This window comes from Shewanella halifaxensis HAW-EB4 (assembly GCF_000019185.1).
Taxonomy (GTDB): Bacteria; Pseudomonadota; Gammaproteobacteria; order Enterobacterales; family Shewanellaceae; genus Shewanella; species Shewanella halifaxensis.
Genome location: NC_010334.1, coordinates 4,190,216 through 4,206,067, shown reverse-complemented (window position 1 = coordinate 4,206,067; position 15,852 = coordinate 4,190,216). Strand labels below are relative to the sequence as shown.

10 protein-coding genes and 1 pseudogene are annotated in these 15,852 nt (G+C 43.5%); 3 read left to right on the top strand and 8 right to left on the bottom strand.

The window, feature by feature from the left end; genetic code table 11:
• The first annotated feature begins 376 nt into the window (after nucleotides 1-376).
• Both SHAL_RS17875 and SHAL_RS17870 read left to right on the top strand, forming a co-directional pair.
• On the top strand, nucleotides 377-934 hold the full coding sequence (locus SHAL_RS17875) for an HdeD family acid-resistance protein (RefSeq protein WP_012278517.1): 558 nt from the start codon (nucleotides 377-379) through the stop codon (nucleotides 932-934).
• Between the two features lie 342 nt (nucleotides 935-1,276).
• The gene (locus tag SHAL_RS17870; protein ID WP_012278516.1) at nucleotides 1,277-1,660 is read left to right on the top strand and encodes an MAPEG family protein; all 384 of its coding nucleotides are present in this window, start codon (nucleotides 1,277-1,279) and stop codon (nucleotides 1,658-1,660) included.
• A gap of 457 nt (nucleotides 1,661-2,117) precedes the next feature.
• On the opposite strand, the gene SHAL_RS17865 is transcribed toward SHAL_RS17870, so the two are convergent.
• The 3 genes from SHAL_RS17865 to SHAL_RS17855 all read right to left on the bottom strand — a co-directional run bounded on the left by SHAL_RS17865 (nucleotide 2,118) and on the right by SHAL_RS17855 (nucleotide 5,969).
• Nucleotides 2,118-2,498, bottom strand: a complete 381-nt coding sequence (locus SHAL_RS17865; protein ID WP_012278515.1) for a cytochrome c3 family protein — start codon at nucleotides 2,496-2,498, stop codon at nucleotides 2,118-2,120.
• A 195-nt stretch (nucleotides 2,499-2,693) separates the two neighbouring features.
• The gene (locus tag SHAL_RS17860; RefSeq protein ID WP_012278514.1) at nucleotides 2,694-4,343 is read right to left on the bottom strand and encodes an HAL/PAL/TAL family ammonia-lyase; all 1,650 of its coding nucleotides are present in this window, start codon (nucleotides 4,341-4,343) and stop codon (nucleotides 2,694-2,696) included.
• Nucleotides 4,344-4,409: 66 nt separating this feature from the next.
• Nucleotides 4,410-5,969: a flavocytochrome c gene (locus SHAL_RS17855; protein ID WP_012278513.1), complete on the bottom strand. Its 1,560-nt coding sequence runs from the start codon at nucleotides 5,967-5,969 to the stop codon at nucleotides 4,410-4,412.
• A 1,012-nt stretch (nucleotides 5,970-6,981) separates the two neighbouring features.
• Between SHAL_RS17855 and SHAL_RS17850 the strand changes: the two genes are divergently transcribed.
• Complete coding sequence (locus tag SHAL_RS17850; protein ID WP_012278512.1) at nucleotides 6,982-8,508, top strand: sigma-54-dependent Fis family transcriptional regulator; 1,527 nt, start codon at nucleotides 6,982-6,984, stop codon at nucleotides 8,506-8,508.
• A gap of 258 nt (nucleotides 8,509-8,766) precedes the next feature.
• Here the strand turns inward: SHAL_RS17850 and SHAL_RS23315 are convergent.
• The 5 genes and pseudogenes from SHAL_RS23315 to SHAL_RS17825 all read right to left on the bottom strand — a co-directional run.
• Nucleotides 8,767-9,029, bottom strand: a pseudogene (locus SHAL_RS23315) (transposase); the annotation flags it as partial.
• Between the two features lie 104 nt (nucleotides 9,030-9,133).
• Nucleotides 9,134-9,802, bottom strand: coding sequence for a respiratory nitrate reductase subunit gamma (gene narI / locus SHAL_RS17840; RefSeq protein ID WP_012278509.1), 669 nt, complete (start codon nucleotides 9,800-9,802; stop codon nucleotides 9,134-9,136).
• Nucleotides 9,803-9,807: 5 nt separating this feature from the next.
• Nucleotides 9,808-10,533, bottom strand: coding sequence for a nitrate reductase molybdenum cofactor assembly chaperone (gene narJ / locus SHAL_RS17835; protein WP_012278508.1), 726 nt, complete (start codon nucleotides 10,531-10,533; stop codon nucleotides 9,808-9,810).
• Complete coding sequence (narH, locus tag SHAL_RS17830) at nucleotides 10,526-12,085, bottom strand: nitrate reductase subunit beta (RefSeq protein WP_012278507.1); 1,560 nt, start codon at nucleotides 12,083-12,085, stop codon at nucleotides 10,526-10,528. The genes narJ and narH overlap by 8 nt, the downstream gene beginning before the upstream one ends.
• Nucleotides 12,082-15,831, bottom strand: coding sequence for a nitrate reductase subunit alpha (locus tag SHAL_RS17825; RefSeq protein WP_012278506.1), 3,750 nt, complete (start codon nucleotides 15,829-15,831; stop codon nucleotides 12,082-12,084). Before SHAL_RS17825 ends, narH begins: the two co-directional genes overlap by 4 nt.
• Between the last annotated feature and the right edge of the window lie 21 nt (nucleotides 15,832-15,852).

Below are 15,852 nucleotides of genomic sequence, written 5' to 3'. Positions count from 1 at the left end.
CTATATTTTTTGGTAAGTACCTTTCGTAGCTAGATAATTAAAGTCATGCTTTAAACTTATTTGTGATCTTATTCACGTTTATTTTTGGAGTCTAGTTCTACCATGCTGCAACTAGGTGTATATCACTAAGATTTAGCGTATCCCCCGAGTTAAAAGCCTGCCAAGCATCACTAAGCATTAGATTACACCAAGAAATAATCACCTTAATAGGTAGTCATATTTTTATAGATGACCGATAATTGAGGTTGCATCACCAATTTGCATTATTGTATTGGTTATTGAGCAAGCTATTTCAACAGGAGTCGAACAGTTAATTCGTGACTCTGAATTCTTAATGTAAACTCAGTTTAATCACTTGATTGTTAAAGGATATAATATGGAAAACCCAGTAAATACTATGCTGACTAAAGGCTGGAAATGGTTTGTCATTGTTGGCGTGATTGTTACCCTTGCCGGCTTTTTTGCTATAAGCCTACCAGTTGCTGCGGGAATGACGATTACTACCATTATTGGCGCAATCTTTTTGGTTATTGGTCTGGTGCAGCTATATCACACCTTGAGTATCCCAAAATGGAAAGCCAAGTTTTGGTACGTCATTAGTGCTCTGTTTTATCTTATTGGTGGCATACTCATTCTCGCCGAGCCCTTTGTTGGTCTATTTACCATTACGGTAATGATGATCACTATCATGATGTTTAACGGGGTGACGAGGATGTTTTTTGGCTTCAATAGCCGTGGCCATTTAGAGGGATGGCGCTGGATTGTGTTCAGTGGTTTGTTGTCTACAGCTATTGCGGTTTACTTTTTTACTTTAATGAACAATCCTGAATTTTCACTATCTCTTTTAGGGATCTTCATGGGTGTCTCTTTCATCTTTGAAGGGATTAGTTTTATCTTCATCGGGGTACAGATGAAAAATGTTGCCGCTAAATAGTCATTTAAGCTGACGTGGCGTTAGCACAGCTAGACGTATACTAGCTGTGCTTTTTATCGCGCTATGTTTGTAACAAAAGTATTTTCCTTTCGCTGTAGCTGATACTTTTACGGCTCTCTTCGTCTTAGCTTTAATCTGCTCTTCCTAGGACCTAGGTTCTGCAATTACCCATACCTAGCATCGGTTTTCCTAGGACCTTCTATTAAACCTGCTTTTCCAGCCTTTACTTGTATCGTCCTTTCCTAATCCATTATTCTATGTTTTAGTGCTAATTCAATCTTGCAGTCAAAAATGTTACTGCTAACTAATGATTAAATAAAACAATAAGAAAGGATCCCAACTATGACCACGCTACTCATCTGCCTGCTTATCACCATGTTGCTACCTTACGCTGCAAAAGGTCCTGTCGCGGTGGCAATGGCTAAGCTTGGAGGTTATGACAATAGCCACCCCCGTGATCAGCAAGCTAAACTCACAGGCTTTGGCGCTCGAGCCGTTGCGGCACATCAAAACGCCTTCGAGTCGCTGCTGATTTTTGGGGTGTCAGTTTTGGCTGTGATAGCCACAGATAAGATCAATGGCATAGCTGAAACAGCAGCAATCGTGCATGTGATAGCAAGAGTTGCGTACCAACTGTTGTACCTGATGGATAAAGGCACGCTACGCTCACTGTCGTGGTTTGTGGCAATTATTGCCTCATTTACCGTGTTTTGGCAGGCGGTTTAAAGAAGGAGCTAGGTTTGAAAGAAGATACTAGGTTTGAAAGAAGGTACTAGGTTTGAAAGAAGGTACTAGGTTTGAAAGAAGGTACTAGGCCCTAGGAAAAGCAGGTCCTAGGAAGAGTAAAGACGGTAGAAGCTGAGACGGAAGGGCCGGAAAAGCTAAGAAAGGGCAAAGGTAGTAACTTTTTGCTTTTGTTCTTCCTAGCAGGGCGTAGTCCGTCCTCGTAGCGAAGCGTCCTAGAACCTATTTTTAAGTAGGTTAGGCTTTAGCCCATCAATGCCTAGAACGCCATTCTAGGCAAAATCGATCAAAACGGTAGAAGCAGAGACGGTAGGAGCTAAACCAAAGATTTGGAAAAGACGGAAAAGAGTGGAAGGTTAAAGCTTTTTCGTCAGGTCGAAGACCGTTCGTCTTAGCTTTTCCTACTCTTTACCGTCTTAGCCTTATTCGGCGGTAGAACCTATCGCTTCATATCTGGGTACTCAAACTCGTGACACTGGTTACAGTAAACCTTGCTCTCTTTATGCTCCATATGGCAGTAAGTACAAGGTAGGTCCGTGCCGTAGTGTAGGCTGTCGTGTGGGTTTGGCTCTACGTCATGGCCTGCATCTGCTGGGCGCTTAGTGAGTTCGGCAATGTCTTCCACACTGCCGTGGCAACTTTCACACACACTCGCATCAGGGATTGTTTTACGCTTTGCATCACCGTGGCACGCACTACATTCAACTTTACCGTTGTCACCTGTCATGATCTCTTGGTGGTGATCTTTAATTTTCATTGCGTTGGCTGCCGGAATTGACATCAGCATAACCATACAGATAGCCGTTAATACTCTTAACATCTTTAATCCTACTCTTTACTTGGGGCGATTGTGCCCGATAACTGTTGATACATAACTTTATTAATTAAAATCTTACTCTTTGAGTGACACCGCTTTCCTTAGCCTTGTGCACTCGACTTGCAGCAATAGGCGGGAGTGGTACCTATCGCTGCAAGGGAGAGCAAGTGGGGCTCATCTCTTGCAGCCCTTATGGGGTTAGAGCTGAGTAATAAAGTCGTATGACGCCTTAATGTCTGGTGTGAATGGGCGGTCAACATCAACAAATGGTACTTGCTTACGGAAAGCGTCATACATAGCTTGGGTCGCTTCGCCTTGCTTGATGTTCTTGTCTGCAAGCTTGCGAAGATCGATAGCCTGAGTCGAGTGCATCAGCTCTAAGCCGTACATCACGTTGGTGTTATCAACAATTTGGATGAGTCTGTCAGAAGCCAACTTCAAGTTAGTGAAGGTATCTTCGATGTTGCCAGCGATTTGAATACCGTCGAACGATACTGGATTTGCCAAGGCTTTATTACGTACCTGCATATCAACGAAGGTCTTTTGGATTGCACCAAATGCGTGGCCATTGTTACCCGGTGCGCTTAGGAAGCGAGGCAGACGAGTAAAGTGGTCATCCGATAGGTGGATGGTGCGCATGGCGCTGTTATGTGAAACGTGGGTCAGCGCGATGCTGAGTTGCTGCACGGCAAGAGCAACAGGTAGTGGCTCAAAGTTGGTGGTAGGGAATACGCCGCCTTTGCCCTCAACTAGATACTTAGATACCTGAGAGTTATTGCCATAGTCTTTGCCTGCACCCAAAATTACACCTGGGTTATCATCTGAGTGGTTGATTTGGATATCAATCACTTCGCCTAAGTCTGCTAGAGATTTGTACGCGCTAGCTAGGGTGTAGGCCGTGGTGCGGTAACTGAGTGGATCTTGCAGTGGACGAGCGCTGTTGGCATCCCATAAGTAGCTACCAGACAAGCTATTGATAACATCGGTCGTCGCTTCTTTAAGGTATGGGAATGGGCGAATGTCATTGGTCTGTGGCAAGAATGGCGATATGTTACCGTTTAGACCTTCAAGACTTAAGCCAAATACCGTTGGTGACACCTCTAGCAGGTGCTTAGCATCGCGATATCCCTTCATCGCATAAGAGACGCCAACAGAGTTGTTCGACAGAATCGATAATGCATCTTTACCAACAGGCGCTAGAGGCTCAATACCCGCTTTTTTCATCGCCTTGGCGCTGTTCATGCGCTCGCCCTTGTAGATAACGTCCCATTCACCAATCATGGCTAGACCGACATGAGAAGCAAGAAGGATATCAGCTTCACCAACGGTACCCTTAGATGGGATGATTGGTGAGATATCGTTATTTAGGTAAGCTTGATAAAGCTCGGCAACATAAGGCTGTACGCCAGTGTGACCCGATAAAATAGTGTTTAAGCGTACCGCTAGTGCGACACGGGTTAAACGTACAGGCATGGCTTCACCCACACCAGCACTGTGAGCACGAAGCGTGCTGTAGTTGAATGACTCTGAAGCCTTTAGTACTTCGGCGCTGAGTTCACCATTAGCATCAAATAGCTTGTGATCTTTGTTTAGGCCGACACCGACCGTTAGACCGTAAACTGGCTTACCTAGGCGCGCCGCTTCCATCAATAGCTCGTGAGCTTTTACTAGAGTGCTAGCTGATTGCGGGGCAATTTTAACTTCGGCGCCATCGGCGATAGCCCAAGCTTGGTCCTGTGTAAAGTGTTTACCATCGAGTACCACAGTGTCTGCAGCCATGGCATGAGTCGCAGTGAGTGCGAAGGCGAGTGATGTTAATACCGCATTTTTAGTTGTTTTCATCTTCATTCATTCCGTAAGTTTTTGCAGCTCAGTGCTAGGCACTAAGCAAGGCGAATTTGATTTCTATTTGAGCTAAGCGAGATTTAGTTTTATTGACTGGCTCTGTGCACAATGACGACCCGCGTTGCGTCCGGTTACGACCCCTTCCGCTACCGCGCAAGCGCCTAAACGGCTTGCACCATGAATACCGCCAGTAGCTTCACCGGCTGCATATAGTCCAGGGATTGGTTTGTTAGTGACAAGGTGCAGCACTTCCGATGCGGTGTTAACCTTAACGCCGCCCATGCAGTAGTGAACCTTTGGCCACATACGCACGCCATACCAAGGACCCTTATCAAGTAACATGGCCTTTTGCATCGGGCGACCAAACTCACTGTCGTTGCCGTTAGTGACTGATTCATTCCAGCGAGCAACCTGATCTTTTAGTGCTTTTGCTGGCATGTTGTAGATTTTTGCTAGTTCTTCTAGGCTGTCGGCTTTCTTAATGACGTTGTATTTCAGACCCCAATCCAAAGTTTGCGCGTCTTTAGCACCTTCGGCATTAGTAAAGCCGATAGGGTAAACTGGGTTACCTTCAGCATCGCGGCGAGTCATAATGGCATCGGCGCGAGCTTTACGGTCGGCAAGCTCGTTAAAGAAGCGCTCACCGGTACGTACGTCAACTACAATGCCGCTAGGGTAGGTCGCAATCGTGTTGAACTGCGACGCGGTACCGAAACCTTTCTCGTCAGGAGATGCCCATGGACCTAGTTGGATTTGGTCTAAGTGGATTGGGTTTGCACCCAGTAGCATCATCTGCTTTAGTGCTTCAGATGTTGCGCCTGCATGGTTAGTTGAATCCAACTGATTCGTGTATTCAGGCTGCTGCATTTGGCGGTACTCAATATCGTTACCAAAGCCGCCAGTTGCCATGATGATGCCTTTACGGGCACCGACTTTAACCATTTTACCGGTGCGTTCTTTCGGGAAGTAATAGCCTTGGCGCACATCGATACCGATAACGCGGCCACTGTCATCTTTAATGAAACCTTCGAGCTTGGCTTGGTTGCGCATTTCAATGCCGCTTTTCTTTGCCGCTTTAATCAGTGGGCGAATAATGCCAGCGCCTGAACTTTGTACGGTTTGTAATACACGTGGAATAGAGTGACCACCAAAATGTTGTACGAAAGGCTTCCATTCAACACCATGATCGATAAGCCATTCACAAGACTCTGCCGTGCCATTACACACAAGCTTTAGCATCTCTACATCATTCATGCCGCGGCCAGACTCAAGCATATCGGCGACCATGACGTCGACAGAATCTTCGATACCTTCTTTCTTCTGCAAAGGCGAGCCTGCAACCGCCATCGCACCACCGTTGATGGTAGAGTTGCCGCCAAAGACTGGCATCTTGTCGATAACCATGACGCTTGCGCCAGCTTCTTTTGCCTGTAGTGCGGCAGACATACCCGCAAAGCCACTGCCGACAACGATAATATCGACAACTTCGTCAAACTTTGCTTCATCTTGAGAGACACAAGCGGCATTTGCTGACAGAGCAACCGTGCTGCCTAGGCCTGCTACGGCCATCGCTGCACCGCCTTTTAGTAGTTGGCGTCGGCTAGGACTTGCCAGTTCTTTTTCGTTCATCTATCTGTTCCCCTATGTGTATTTTTAATTATCTTTTTGAGCTATTTTGCTCTAACTCATACCTATAAAGTTGCAGCGATTGTGCCAACTACCTAATTAGCGATATAAATCAAATGATTTATGAACAGGATCCTGAAATCACGAAATATCATGGTTTGCCGTCATGATATTTCGTGGTCATCCCGACATATCAACAATGAAGTAGGCTTATAATTAAACTTTAAAATAGTGTTTGGTACTGATTGTGTAAAAAGTGATGAGCAATTAACTATAATGCGGGAGTTGTGTATTCGATATAAGTAGAGTTGATTTTGGTTATTAATGGATATGTTAGCTAATTAATTTCATTAGTGGTAGGGGTAGTGCAAGTTTAAATAAAATAATCTATAAAAACATATTGGTTATTTATTGAGTGGGTTTTTGTTAGGGTGGTTTTTCCGTGTTATTATTAGTCAATGTTGAGAACGTTATTTATGCGTTATGGAACAGTAATAGGCGCGGGTTTTAAATTGGTTTTTCACTGACGCTTATAACTAGGTTATAGGTGGAATACTTACTTGTGTTGGGGGGCTGCCGTACAAAGCTCTTACTAATCACCTGATTACTGGCTGCGTTGATTGATACCGAAAAATGCTGTTGCTAAGTAACACTTTACCTTTAATGCTATGCTTAAATCATCACATGTCGCAGTGAATTTTATAAGTTTCTCACATATTAAACCCTATCGGTGAATAGCTCACACATCCGGATTTATTTTTAAATTACTCACATATCTCCCCTGTTTTGTAAAAGCATTCACATATTCCTGTTTAGTTTTATATAGCTCTCACATTCTGGAGTTGTCTTCATATTTAAATTATTTTGTTTCTAGAATTTTATGTGGCATCGACCACGGTTTTATATATACCTTCCTGGTTTACGTTCTGTGTTTGATTATTTATGAACAGGAACACAGAATCACGAAATACAATGATCTACCATCACGAAACTTCGTGGCCACCTCGACATATCAATGAAAGAACAATTTTATTATCAGGCTACCCAGTGCTTATGTAGCAGTTTGTCGCTGGAAGTCGCGCTGCAAAACTACTACGAATATGTAAAACAGTACCTGCCTATAGATGGCATTTTTCTCAACATCTATCGGCCGGAGCATGCCGATATTCAGTTTCTCGCCCATGTTAACGAACAGCAGGCCGTTGCACTCGATAAACAGGTGAAGATCTCAGCCGAAATGGAGCAGGTGCTGCAGCAGAATGACCGCCCAGCGATCCGCATTATCAATGATATTCATCTAGATAAGGTCACCAGCTTTGTGGCACCTCAGGTGATCCCTGAAATCGGCTCAGTGATCTTATTGAGGATGATCAGTGACAACACCCATTTAGGTGTTGTGGGCTTTTATGCTAAGCAAGCTGGACAGTTTAAGCCACTTCATGCCGACTTAATTGAGCCTCACAAAGATACCTTCTCCTTGATCACCGCCTTTAACTTACGTGGTAGAAATCTACTCAAAGCTAACCAAGTGTTAAGCCAAGAAAACGATAATCTTAAGCGCGCCATGTTTTCACCCGATGGTGTCGTCGGGGCCGATGGAGGCCTTAAAAAGGTGATGGTACAGGTCGATGCGATTGCAGCGCTTAATACTAGCGTGCTGATGCTAGGGGAAACGGGTTGTGGTAAAGAGGTGATCGCCAACGCGATCCATGCAAAGTCGAACCGTGCGGATAAGCCTTTTATTAAGGTGAACTGTGGTGCGATACCGGAAACCTTGCTTGATTCAGAGTTGTTTGGCTATGAAAAGGGTGCATTCACCGGGGCGGAAACTCGTAAGGCGGGATATTTTGAGCAAGCCAATGGTGGCACTATCTTCCTAGACGAAATTGGTGAGCTACCGCTGTCGGCGCAAGTGCGTTTACTGCGCGTGTTGCAAAACAGCTCAATTACCCGAGTGGGTGGCCATGAGAATGTGGATCTGAATATTCGGGTGATAGCAGCGACTCACAGAAACCTACAAGCTATGGTGCATGAGAAAACCTTTAGGGAAGATCTCTGGTATCGCTTGTCTGTTTTTCCGATAGAGATCCCAGCGCTGCGGCAACGTAGAAGCGATATTCCACTGTTAGTACAGTATTTTATCGAGACATTGGCGGCTAAGTTTAATCTAGAGCAGTTACCTAGAGTGATGCCAGAGCAGTTAGCCATGCTAAACAATTACAACTGGCCGGGTAATGTGCGCGAGCTGATTAACGTACTCGAGCGCGCCATCATCCAAAAGCCTATGGGGCCGCTTAGCTTCGATCTATTGCAAGCGCAACCTGATGAAAATACAACGATCAAAACAGGGCAAACCATCGTTGTCGATCCAAGTTACGCCAGCGATAAGTTAGTGCCACTCGATACTATGATAGGTAAGTACATCAGCCATGCGATGCGTATTACCGGTGGTAAACTCTATGGACCTGCTGGGGCGGCAGAGCTATTAGACATCAATCCTAATACCCTAAAGAGTAAGATGAAAAAGCTCGGACTGTGTTAGTGTTTGCGTTAGTGCGTTAGTGCGTTAGTCATCATTAACTAATAAAAAAACACTTCCAAGGAAGTGTTTTTTGCCGAGCGGGGGACAACAAATGTTAGGTTTACATCAGGGGGCAACGCTGGGTTTTAAACCTGCCTGACTCTAGAAGAAGTAGTGAATACCAACGGCGTAGCTATTGTCTTGTAGGTTTTCAAAGCTCTTATCGTCCATCTCGCTAAAGTCGATTTTCGCTTCGGCAAACATCACCGTATTGTTACGTGGTATATCCATAAGCTGGAATACAGAGTTGGTAAAGCCTTCTAGTGCTCGCAGTGACAAGTTGAATACGCCTTTAACAACCTGTGCAGTTTCTATAGCAACATCGGAATAAATATACCCTCGACCACGACGACCATGGTGTTCTCAGTACATCGGCAAGACTTAATCGCTTGCTCATCAATCCAGAACGCCGGAGAGCCACGATTAACAAGTGCTTTATTGTACTGAGACCAGTTGGTTATTTTATGCTTAGATTCTCCCATTTTACTGCACCCACGTTGCCATCTTGGGAGATCAGATCACGCTAATAGCAAAAGGTTCATTCGATTTAGGAAACAAGGCCACTTAGTGCTAAGTGGCCAATTTGTTAACGAACAACTTGTCTACGGCGTTTTATATAACCAAATGGAATACTCCACATATGCACTAAACGAGTGAATGGGAATATTGTGAATATGGTTAAACCAAGTACAATATGGAGTTTAAATAGAATATTAACGCTATTTAAATAATGTTCTACATGTGGTTCAAACATAAAGATCCCCTGACACCAGCTAATTAAATGCTGTAGGTCGTCTCCCGACATATGCGTCATGTCGTATGGAATAATAGCCATACCTAAACCGATTTGTATTACCAATAACACTAATATAAATTTATCTGCAAAGGTTGATGTAGCACTAATACGTGGATTAAAAAAACGACGGTACAGCAACATTAATGCGCCAATAAGTAGCATTGATCCAAAAATAGTACCAAAAAATAGTGCCAATACTTGGTGTGTATGATCTGAAACATAAGCCTCATACCATGAACGTGGGGTTAATAATCCAGCTATGTGGCCGAAAAACACTCCAATTAAACCAATATGGAATAGATTTAACGCCAGTACGGTGCCTTTTTTGTCGAGTAATTGGCTTGATCCCGTGCGCCAAGTGTATTGACCGTAATCATACCGATACCAACTACCTATTAATAATACCGCTACGGCAATATATGGATAGATACTAAATAGAAAGAAGTTGAGTGTGGACATGTTGATTACTCCCGATCTTGAACCATTGTTGGCGCGCTAATATTCACATATTGAACATTGGCATTGCCCTGATTACTACGCTGAATAGGGTTACATGAAGGGGTACTATCAAATCTAACCTCTTCATCACGCCAGAGGCGATCCATCGACTCTCGTTGTAACAATATATCGACTTCTGTCTCTGCTTGTTGGGCGGGATTTAAGCTATTCATTGCTGTTTCTATCTCCGCTTCACTAATGCCTGAGAGTTGAATTAAGCTATAAAATAGTGGTGCAAATTCAGTATGTGCTAGGTGTAAGTACAGTTGACATAAAATAGGGTTTATTTTAACCAGCCACGCACTCGCCTCTGAGGGACTTAAGCTTGATAAGTACTCAAGCAGCATTGGTAGATAATCAGGTAACTCATTGCTCAATGTGTTATATCCTGCTTGCTGGTACTCGGTCATTAAGTCGACCATGGCTTGGCCACGGTCACGTGAGTCACCCAGTGCATGCGCAAACAGGTGCAGTGATGTTTGCTGGTTATAATCAAAGCGGGCGACATATTGCGCTTGTTTATCGAGTAAATCAGCGGCTAAATATTGCTGAGTAAAATCGATAAGCTGTTGCTGTTGTGCTACTGTGAGTTCATTACATTGTGCTAGTAATTGGCAAATTTCTTCAGCAGATTGCCATAATGTTTGATCTGGGTAGTCCATCAGACGCGATATAATAATGAGACTATCCATTATTAGACTCCTCATTATCGCTGATATTTTTAACTGCAATACGATTCGTTGCACGATTACCCATAAGGTTGAAATGGCTAATATCATGGCAACTATCAAAGCTAAAGCCACAGCTATTTTTCTCAACAAAAGCTTCGTCTGTTGCACTTTTAGTGGTCATACCCGCTGGTACAACATATCTATCTTTATAATTAGCAATAGCTAATAATTGATACATATCTTCTGCTTGTTGATGGGTAAGATCGACCTCTTCAAGTAGTTGCTGATATAGCTCATGATTATTACTGTCTTGACTTAATAGACGCCGAGTTTGACGTAAGGCAATTAACTTATTAAGTGCAGCCATTACAGGTTTAGTATCACCTGCCGTTAATAGATTCGCTAAATATTCAATGGGGATACGTAGCTCATTTAAGTCTGGCAAAATACTATTTTTAGGTGCGCTCATCATGCCTGAATCTAGCGCATGTTTGATTGGTGATAGTGGTGGCACATACCAAACCATTGGTAAGGTACGGTATTCAGGATGTAATGGCAGTGCAATTTTCCACTCTTTAATTAATTTATAGATAGGAGATTGCTGCGCTGCTGCAAGTACATTGCTGTTGATACCATCTTTTTGGGCTTGTTCAATCACTTTGGGATCATTTGGATCCAAAAATATCTTTAATTGTGATTCATATAGATCCTGCTCATTACTGGTTGCAGCAGCTTCTGGAATCGCTTCTGCATCATAAAGCATGACTCCAACATAACGGATACGACCTGCACATGTTTCTGCGCATAGGGTAGGTAAGCCCGCTTCAATTCTTGGGTAGCAGAAGATACATTTTTCTGACTTACCACTTTTCCAGTTGTAGTAGATTTTTTTGTATGGGCAAGCACTGACACACATGCGCCAGCCACGACACTTATCTTGATCGATTAGTACAATGCCGTCATCTTGGCGCTTATAAATGGCACCGCTAGGACAAGATGCTGCGCATGCTGGGTTTAAACAATGCTCACATAATCGAGGTAGGTACATCATAAATGTCTGTTCAAACTGTGAGTACACCTGCGTTTGAATATTAGCAAAGTTTTGGTCTTTTGAGCGTTTAGCGAACTCTCCGCCAAGATCGTCTTCCCAGTTGGCACTACCATTAATTTTTTGCATACGTTCACCCGTAATCAGTGAGCGAGGTCTTGCAGTGGGTTGATGCTTAGCTGATTTTGCTTGATGCAAATTTTGGTAATCGAACGTAAATGGTTCGTAGTAATCATCAATCACGGGCAAGTAAGGGTTAGCAAAAATATGCGATAATATTTTAATCTTAGAACCTAATCTAAGTTGTAATTTATCATTTTTTAACTCCCAGCCACCGAACCATTTTTTCTGGTTTTCCCAATCTGTTGGGAAACCAAGACCGGGCTTAGTTTCAACGTTATTGAACCATGCATACTCAACACCTTCTCGGCTAGTCCACACATTTTTACAGGTGACCGAGCAAGTATGACAGCCAATGCACTTATCTAAATTCAGCACCATAGCAACTTGTGCGCGTATTTTCATTTTTGAGTCTCCTGTGTTGATGCTGACTCTTGATCTAACCAATCAATTTTGTTCATTTTTCTGATCATGACAAAATCATCACGGTTGCTACCGATAGTGCCGTAATAGTTATAGCCCCAAGATAGTTGTGCATACCCCCCAATCATATGGGTTGGTTTAGGGCAAATACGTGTTACTGAGTTATGAATACCACCGCGTGTACCTGTGACCTCTGAGCCTGGCATATTAATAGTACGCTCAGTAGCGTGATACATAATCGCTAAACCTTCAGGAATACGTTGACTCACAATCGCTCTTGCGGCTAAAGCACCGTTGGCATTAAATGCTTCTATCCAATCGTTGTCTTTAATACCGGCGCTTTGCGCATCAACTTCACTGACCCAAATGACCGGACCACCGCGTGCTAATGTTTGTAAAATCAGATTATCGGTAAAGGTTGAGTGAATGCCCCATTTTTGGTGAGCAGTACCAAAGTTCAACAGAATTTCTGGATTACCATTACTGGTATGACGGGTCATTGTTTTGCAAGTGTGATCCTCAATTGGTGGACGATAGCTAGTAAAGCCCTCACCAAATGCGCGCATCCAAGCATGGTCTTGGTATACTTGTTGACGCCCCGTAAGAGTACGCCACGGGATATTGCGTTGTAGGTTTAAGCTGCAAGCACTATAAGTTTGGGTATCGCAATCAATCCCGGACCAAACTGGGCTAGCAATAACACGTTGTGGTTGTGTCTGTAGACCTGTATAGGTCATTTTGATATCAGCCTTTCCTGCTGGAATATCACTTAAGCTTTGACCTGTACGTTGCTCAAGCGATTGCCATGCTTTTACTGCAACTTCGCCGTTAGTTTCTGGTGCTAAGGTTAGGATTGTGTTTACTACTTGGGTTGCTTCTTTAAGGTTAGGACAATGCTCAATATCACCAACCGTTTCAGTGCCATTAAGTTTACGTAAACTTGCAATCTCTTTGGCGGTATCCCAATGTAGACCATGACCACCGTTACCTAATTTTTCAAGGGCTGGACCTAAGTGAGTGAACTTGGCATAAGTGAGTGGATAATTACGTTCAACTTCAACAAAATTAGGCGCAGTTTTGCCTGGCACTAATTCACATTGCCCCTGCTTCCAATCTTCTACGGATAGTGCCTGAGCGAGTTCTGCTGGGGTGTCATGCATAATTGGCACAGTTACAATATCTGTTTCAATCCCTAAGTGGCCTTGGCACACTTCTGAGAATTTTTGTGAAATATTTTTAAAGATATCCCAATCAGATTTCGCTTGCCATGATGGTTCAACAGCCTTTGAAAATGGATGTATAAACGGATGCATATCTGAGCTACTTAAATCTGCTTTTTCATACCAAGTAGCGGTGGGTAAAACAATATCTGAGTAGAGGCAAGTTGTTGACATTCTAAAGTCTAATGTCACGAGTAGATCTAATTTACCTTCTACTGCCTCACGGTATTCAAGCTCTTTAGGTGGCTCAATTTTACGTTCACAAAGATCCATGTTTTGGACGCCATGGCGGGTACCTAATAGATGCTTTAAGAAATATTCATGGCCTTTGCTTGATGAACCTAATAGGTTGGAGCGCCAAACAAACATATTACGAGGATAGTTATTGCTAGCATCAGGATCTTCTGCTGCAAACTTAATATCTCCCTGTTTTAATGCCGTGACTAAATAGTCTTTACTGGTTACACCTTCTGCTTTAGCTTTTTGAGCTAATTGCAATGGGTTGATAGTTAATTGTGGTGCCGATGGGAGCCAGCCCATACGTTCGGCTTTAATATTGAAATCAATCAAGCTGGTCGGGAATTGTTCTGGTGTTGCAAGTGGCGATAATAGATCACGAGCATTCATCGGTTCATAACGCCATTGACTGGTATGGTTATAAAAAAATGAAGTACCGTTCATTAAACGTGGTGGACGTTGCCAATCAAGGGCTAATGCGATAGGAGTCCAACCAGTAACTGGGCGAAGTTTTTCTTGACCCACATAGTGAGCCCAGCCGCCGCCATTGACACCGACTGTACCACACATCAATAAGAGGTTAATTAAACCACGGTAGTTCATGTCGGTGTGATACCAGTGGTTAATACCTGCACCAACAATGATCATAGAGCGCCCGTGGGTTACTCGAGCATTATCTGCAAATTGGCGAGCAAGACGAATAATTTGCTGTTGTTCTACGCCCGTAATTGCTGCTGCCCATGCTGGCGTATAAGGCGCAATCATATCGTAGTCAGTTTCGCTATCGCGGTTAATACCGTAATGCGCAATTAATAAATCAAATACGGTTGCGACAGCCACTCGCTTGCCATTACCTAATGTGATCCAGTGAACCGGAACCTTATTAATAAGTAGAGCGTTACCAGCTTTGCCATTGAGTGGAACTGAATTAAAAGTATTGCTTTCAACACCACCAAAATATGGCTGGGCAACGTCAATAGTGTCTTGACGTGAATGGTATAAGCTCAATGATGGCTCAATTGCTTGGCCATCAATGGCGTTGATCGGTTGAGTATGCCATTTAGAAGCATCGCTCCAACGAAACCCCGCGGTACCTGTTGGTACTGCGATTGTTTCAGTTAACTGATCAAATACGAGTGTTTTCCACAGCTCTTGTTCTTCTGTTGATAGTTCAGCTGATAGATCTGATGCGCGCAAAAAACGACCGCTTTGATAAGTGCTAGGTTGATCTTCTAGTTGCTCTAGCATCACCAACATAGGAAAGTCGGTATAACGACGTGCATATGCCTCAAAATAATCACAAGGATTTTTTAGATAGAACTCATTTAAGATAACTTGTCCCATTGCCATCGCAAGCGCAGCGTCAGTACCTTGTTTAGGTGCCATCCATTCATCTGCAAACTTACACACTTCAGCATAATCTGGGGTAATCGCCACGACTTTAGCGCCTTTATAACGTGCTGCTGTCATAAAGTGGGCATCAGGAGTACGGGTTTGTGGAATATTTGAACCCCAAGCAATAATGAATTCAGAGTTATACCAATCAGCAGACTCCGGTACATCTGTTTGCTCACCCCATGTTTGTGGTGATGATGGTGGCAAATCGCAATACCAGTCGTAAAAACTAAGGTTAGCCGCACCAATTAACGATAAATAGCGTGTACCTGCAGCAAATGAGACCATTGATTGAGCAGGGATTGGTGAGAAGCCCGCAATACGATCTGGACCAAACTCTTTAATGGTAGCCACGTTTGCTGCGGCGATGATTTCGTTAACTTCATCCCATTCCGCTCTGACTAAACCACCCATACCCCGCGCTTGTTTATAAGCTTGGTTGATATTTTTATCGTGAATAATAGCTTGCCATGCGGTAACCGGATCTTGATGAATCGAACGTTGGTCACGCCATGCTTCAAGTAATTCTCGGCGGATCATTGGATGTTTTATACGGTTAGCACTATATAAATACCATGAATAACTGGCGCCACGAGGACAGCCTCTTGGTTCATGGTTAGGTATACCTTCAGGAGTCGGAGGGTAGTCGGTAAATTGAGTTTCCCAAGTCACTAGTCCATTTTTAACATAAATTTTCCAACTACAAGAACCTGTACAGTTTACGCCGTGAGTAGAACGTACAATCTTGTCATATTGCCAACGGTCACGGTAACTTTGTTCCCATTCACGACTATCTTGCTGCACGATCTCATTGTTGTTTGCAGGTGTTTTTTCAATACGAGTAAGATAACGAAACTTATCTAAAAAATGGCTCATATCGTAATGCCTCCTGTACCT

Excerpts from the sequence above, each read along its gene's own strand:
- SHAL_RS17875 (WP_012278517.1), top strand. The coding sequence starts at position 377 with ATGGAAAACCCAGTAAATACTATGCTGACTAAAGGCTGGAAATGGTTT.
- SHAL_RS17870 (WP_012278516.1), top strand. The coding sequence starts at position 1,277 with ATGACCACGCTACTCATCTGCCTGCTTATCACCATGTTGCTACCTTAC.
- SHAL_RS17865 (WP_012278515.1), bottom strand. The coding sequence starts at position 2,498 with ATGTTAAGAGTATTAACGGCTATCTGTATGGTTATGCTGATGTCAATT.
- SHAL_RS17860 (WP_012278514.1), bottom strand. The coding sequence starts at position 4,343 with ATGAAGATGAAAACAACTAAAAATGCGGTATTAACATCACTCGCCTTC.
- SHAL_RS17855 (WP_012278513.1), bottom strand. The coding sequence starts at position 5,969 with ATGAACGAAAAAGAACTGGCAAGTCCTAGCCGACGCCAACTACTAAAA.
- SHAL_RS17850 (WP_012278512.1), top strand. The coding sequence starts at position 6,982 with ATGAAAGAACAATTTTATTATCAGGCTACCCAGTGCTTATGTAGCAGT.
- narI (WP_012278509.1), bottom strand. The coding sequence starts at position 9,802 with ATGTCCACACTCAACTTCTTTCTATTTAGTATCTATCCATATATTGCC.
- narJ (WP_012278508.1), bottom strand. The coding sequence starts at position 10,533 with ATGGATAGTCTCATTATTATATCGCGTCTGATGGACTACCCAGATCAA.
- narH (WP_012278507.1), bottom strand. The coding sequence starts at position 12,085 with ATGAAAATACGCGCACAAGTTGCTATGGTGCTGAATTTAGATAAGTGC.
- SHAL_RS17825 (WP_012278506.1), bottom strand. The coding sequence starts at position 15,831 with ATGAGCCATTTTTTAGATAAGTTTCGTTATCTTACTCGTATTGAAAAA.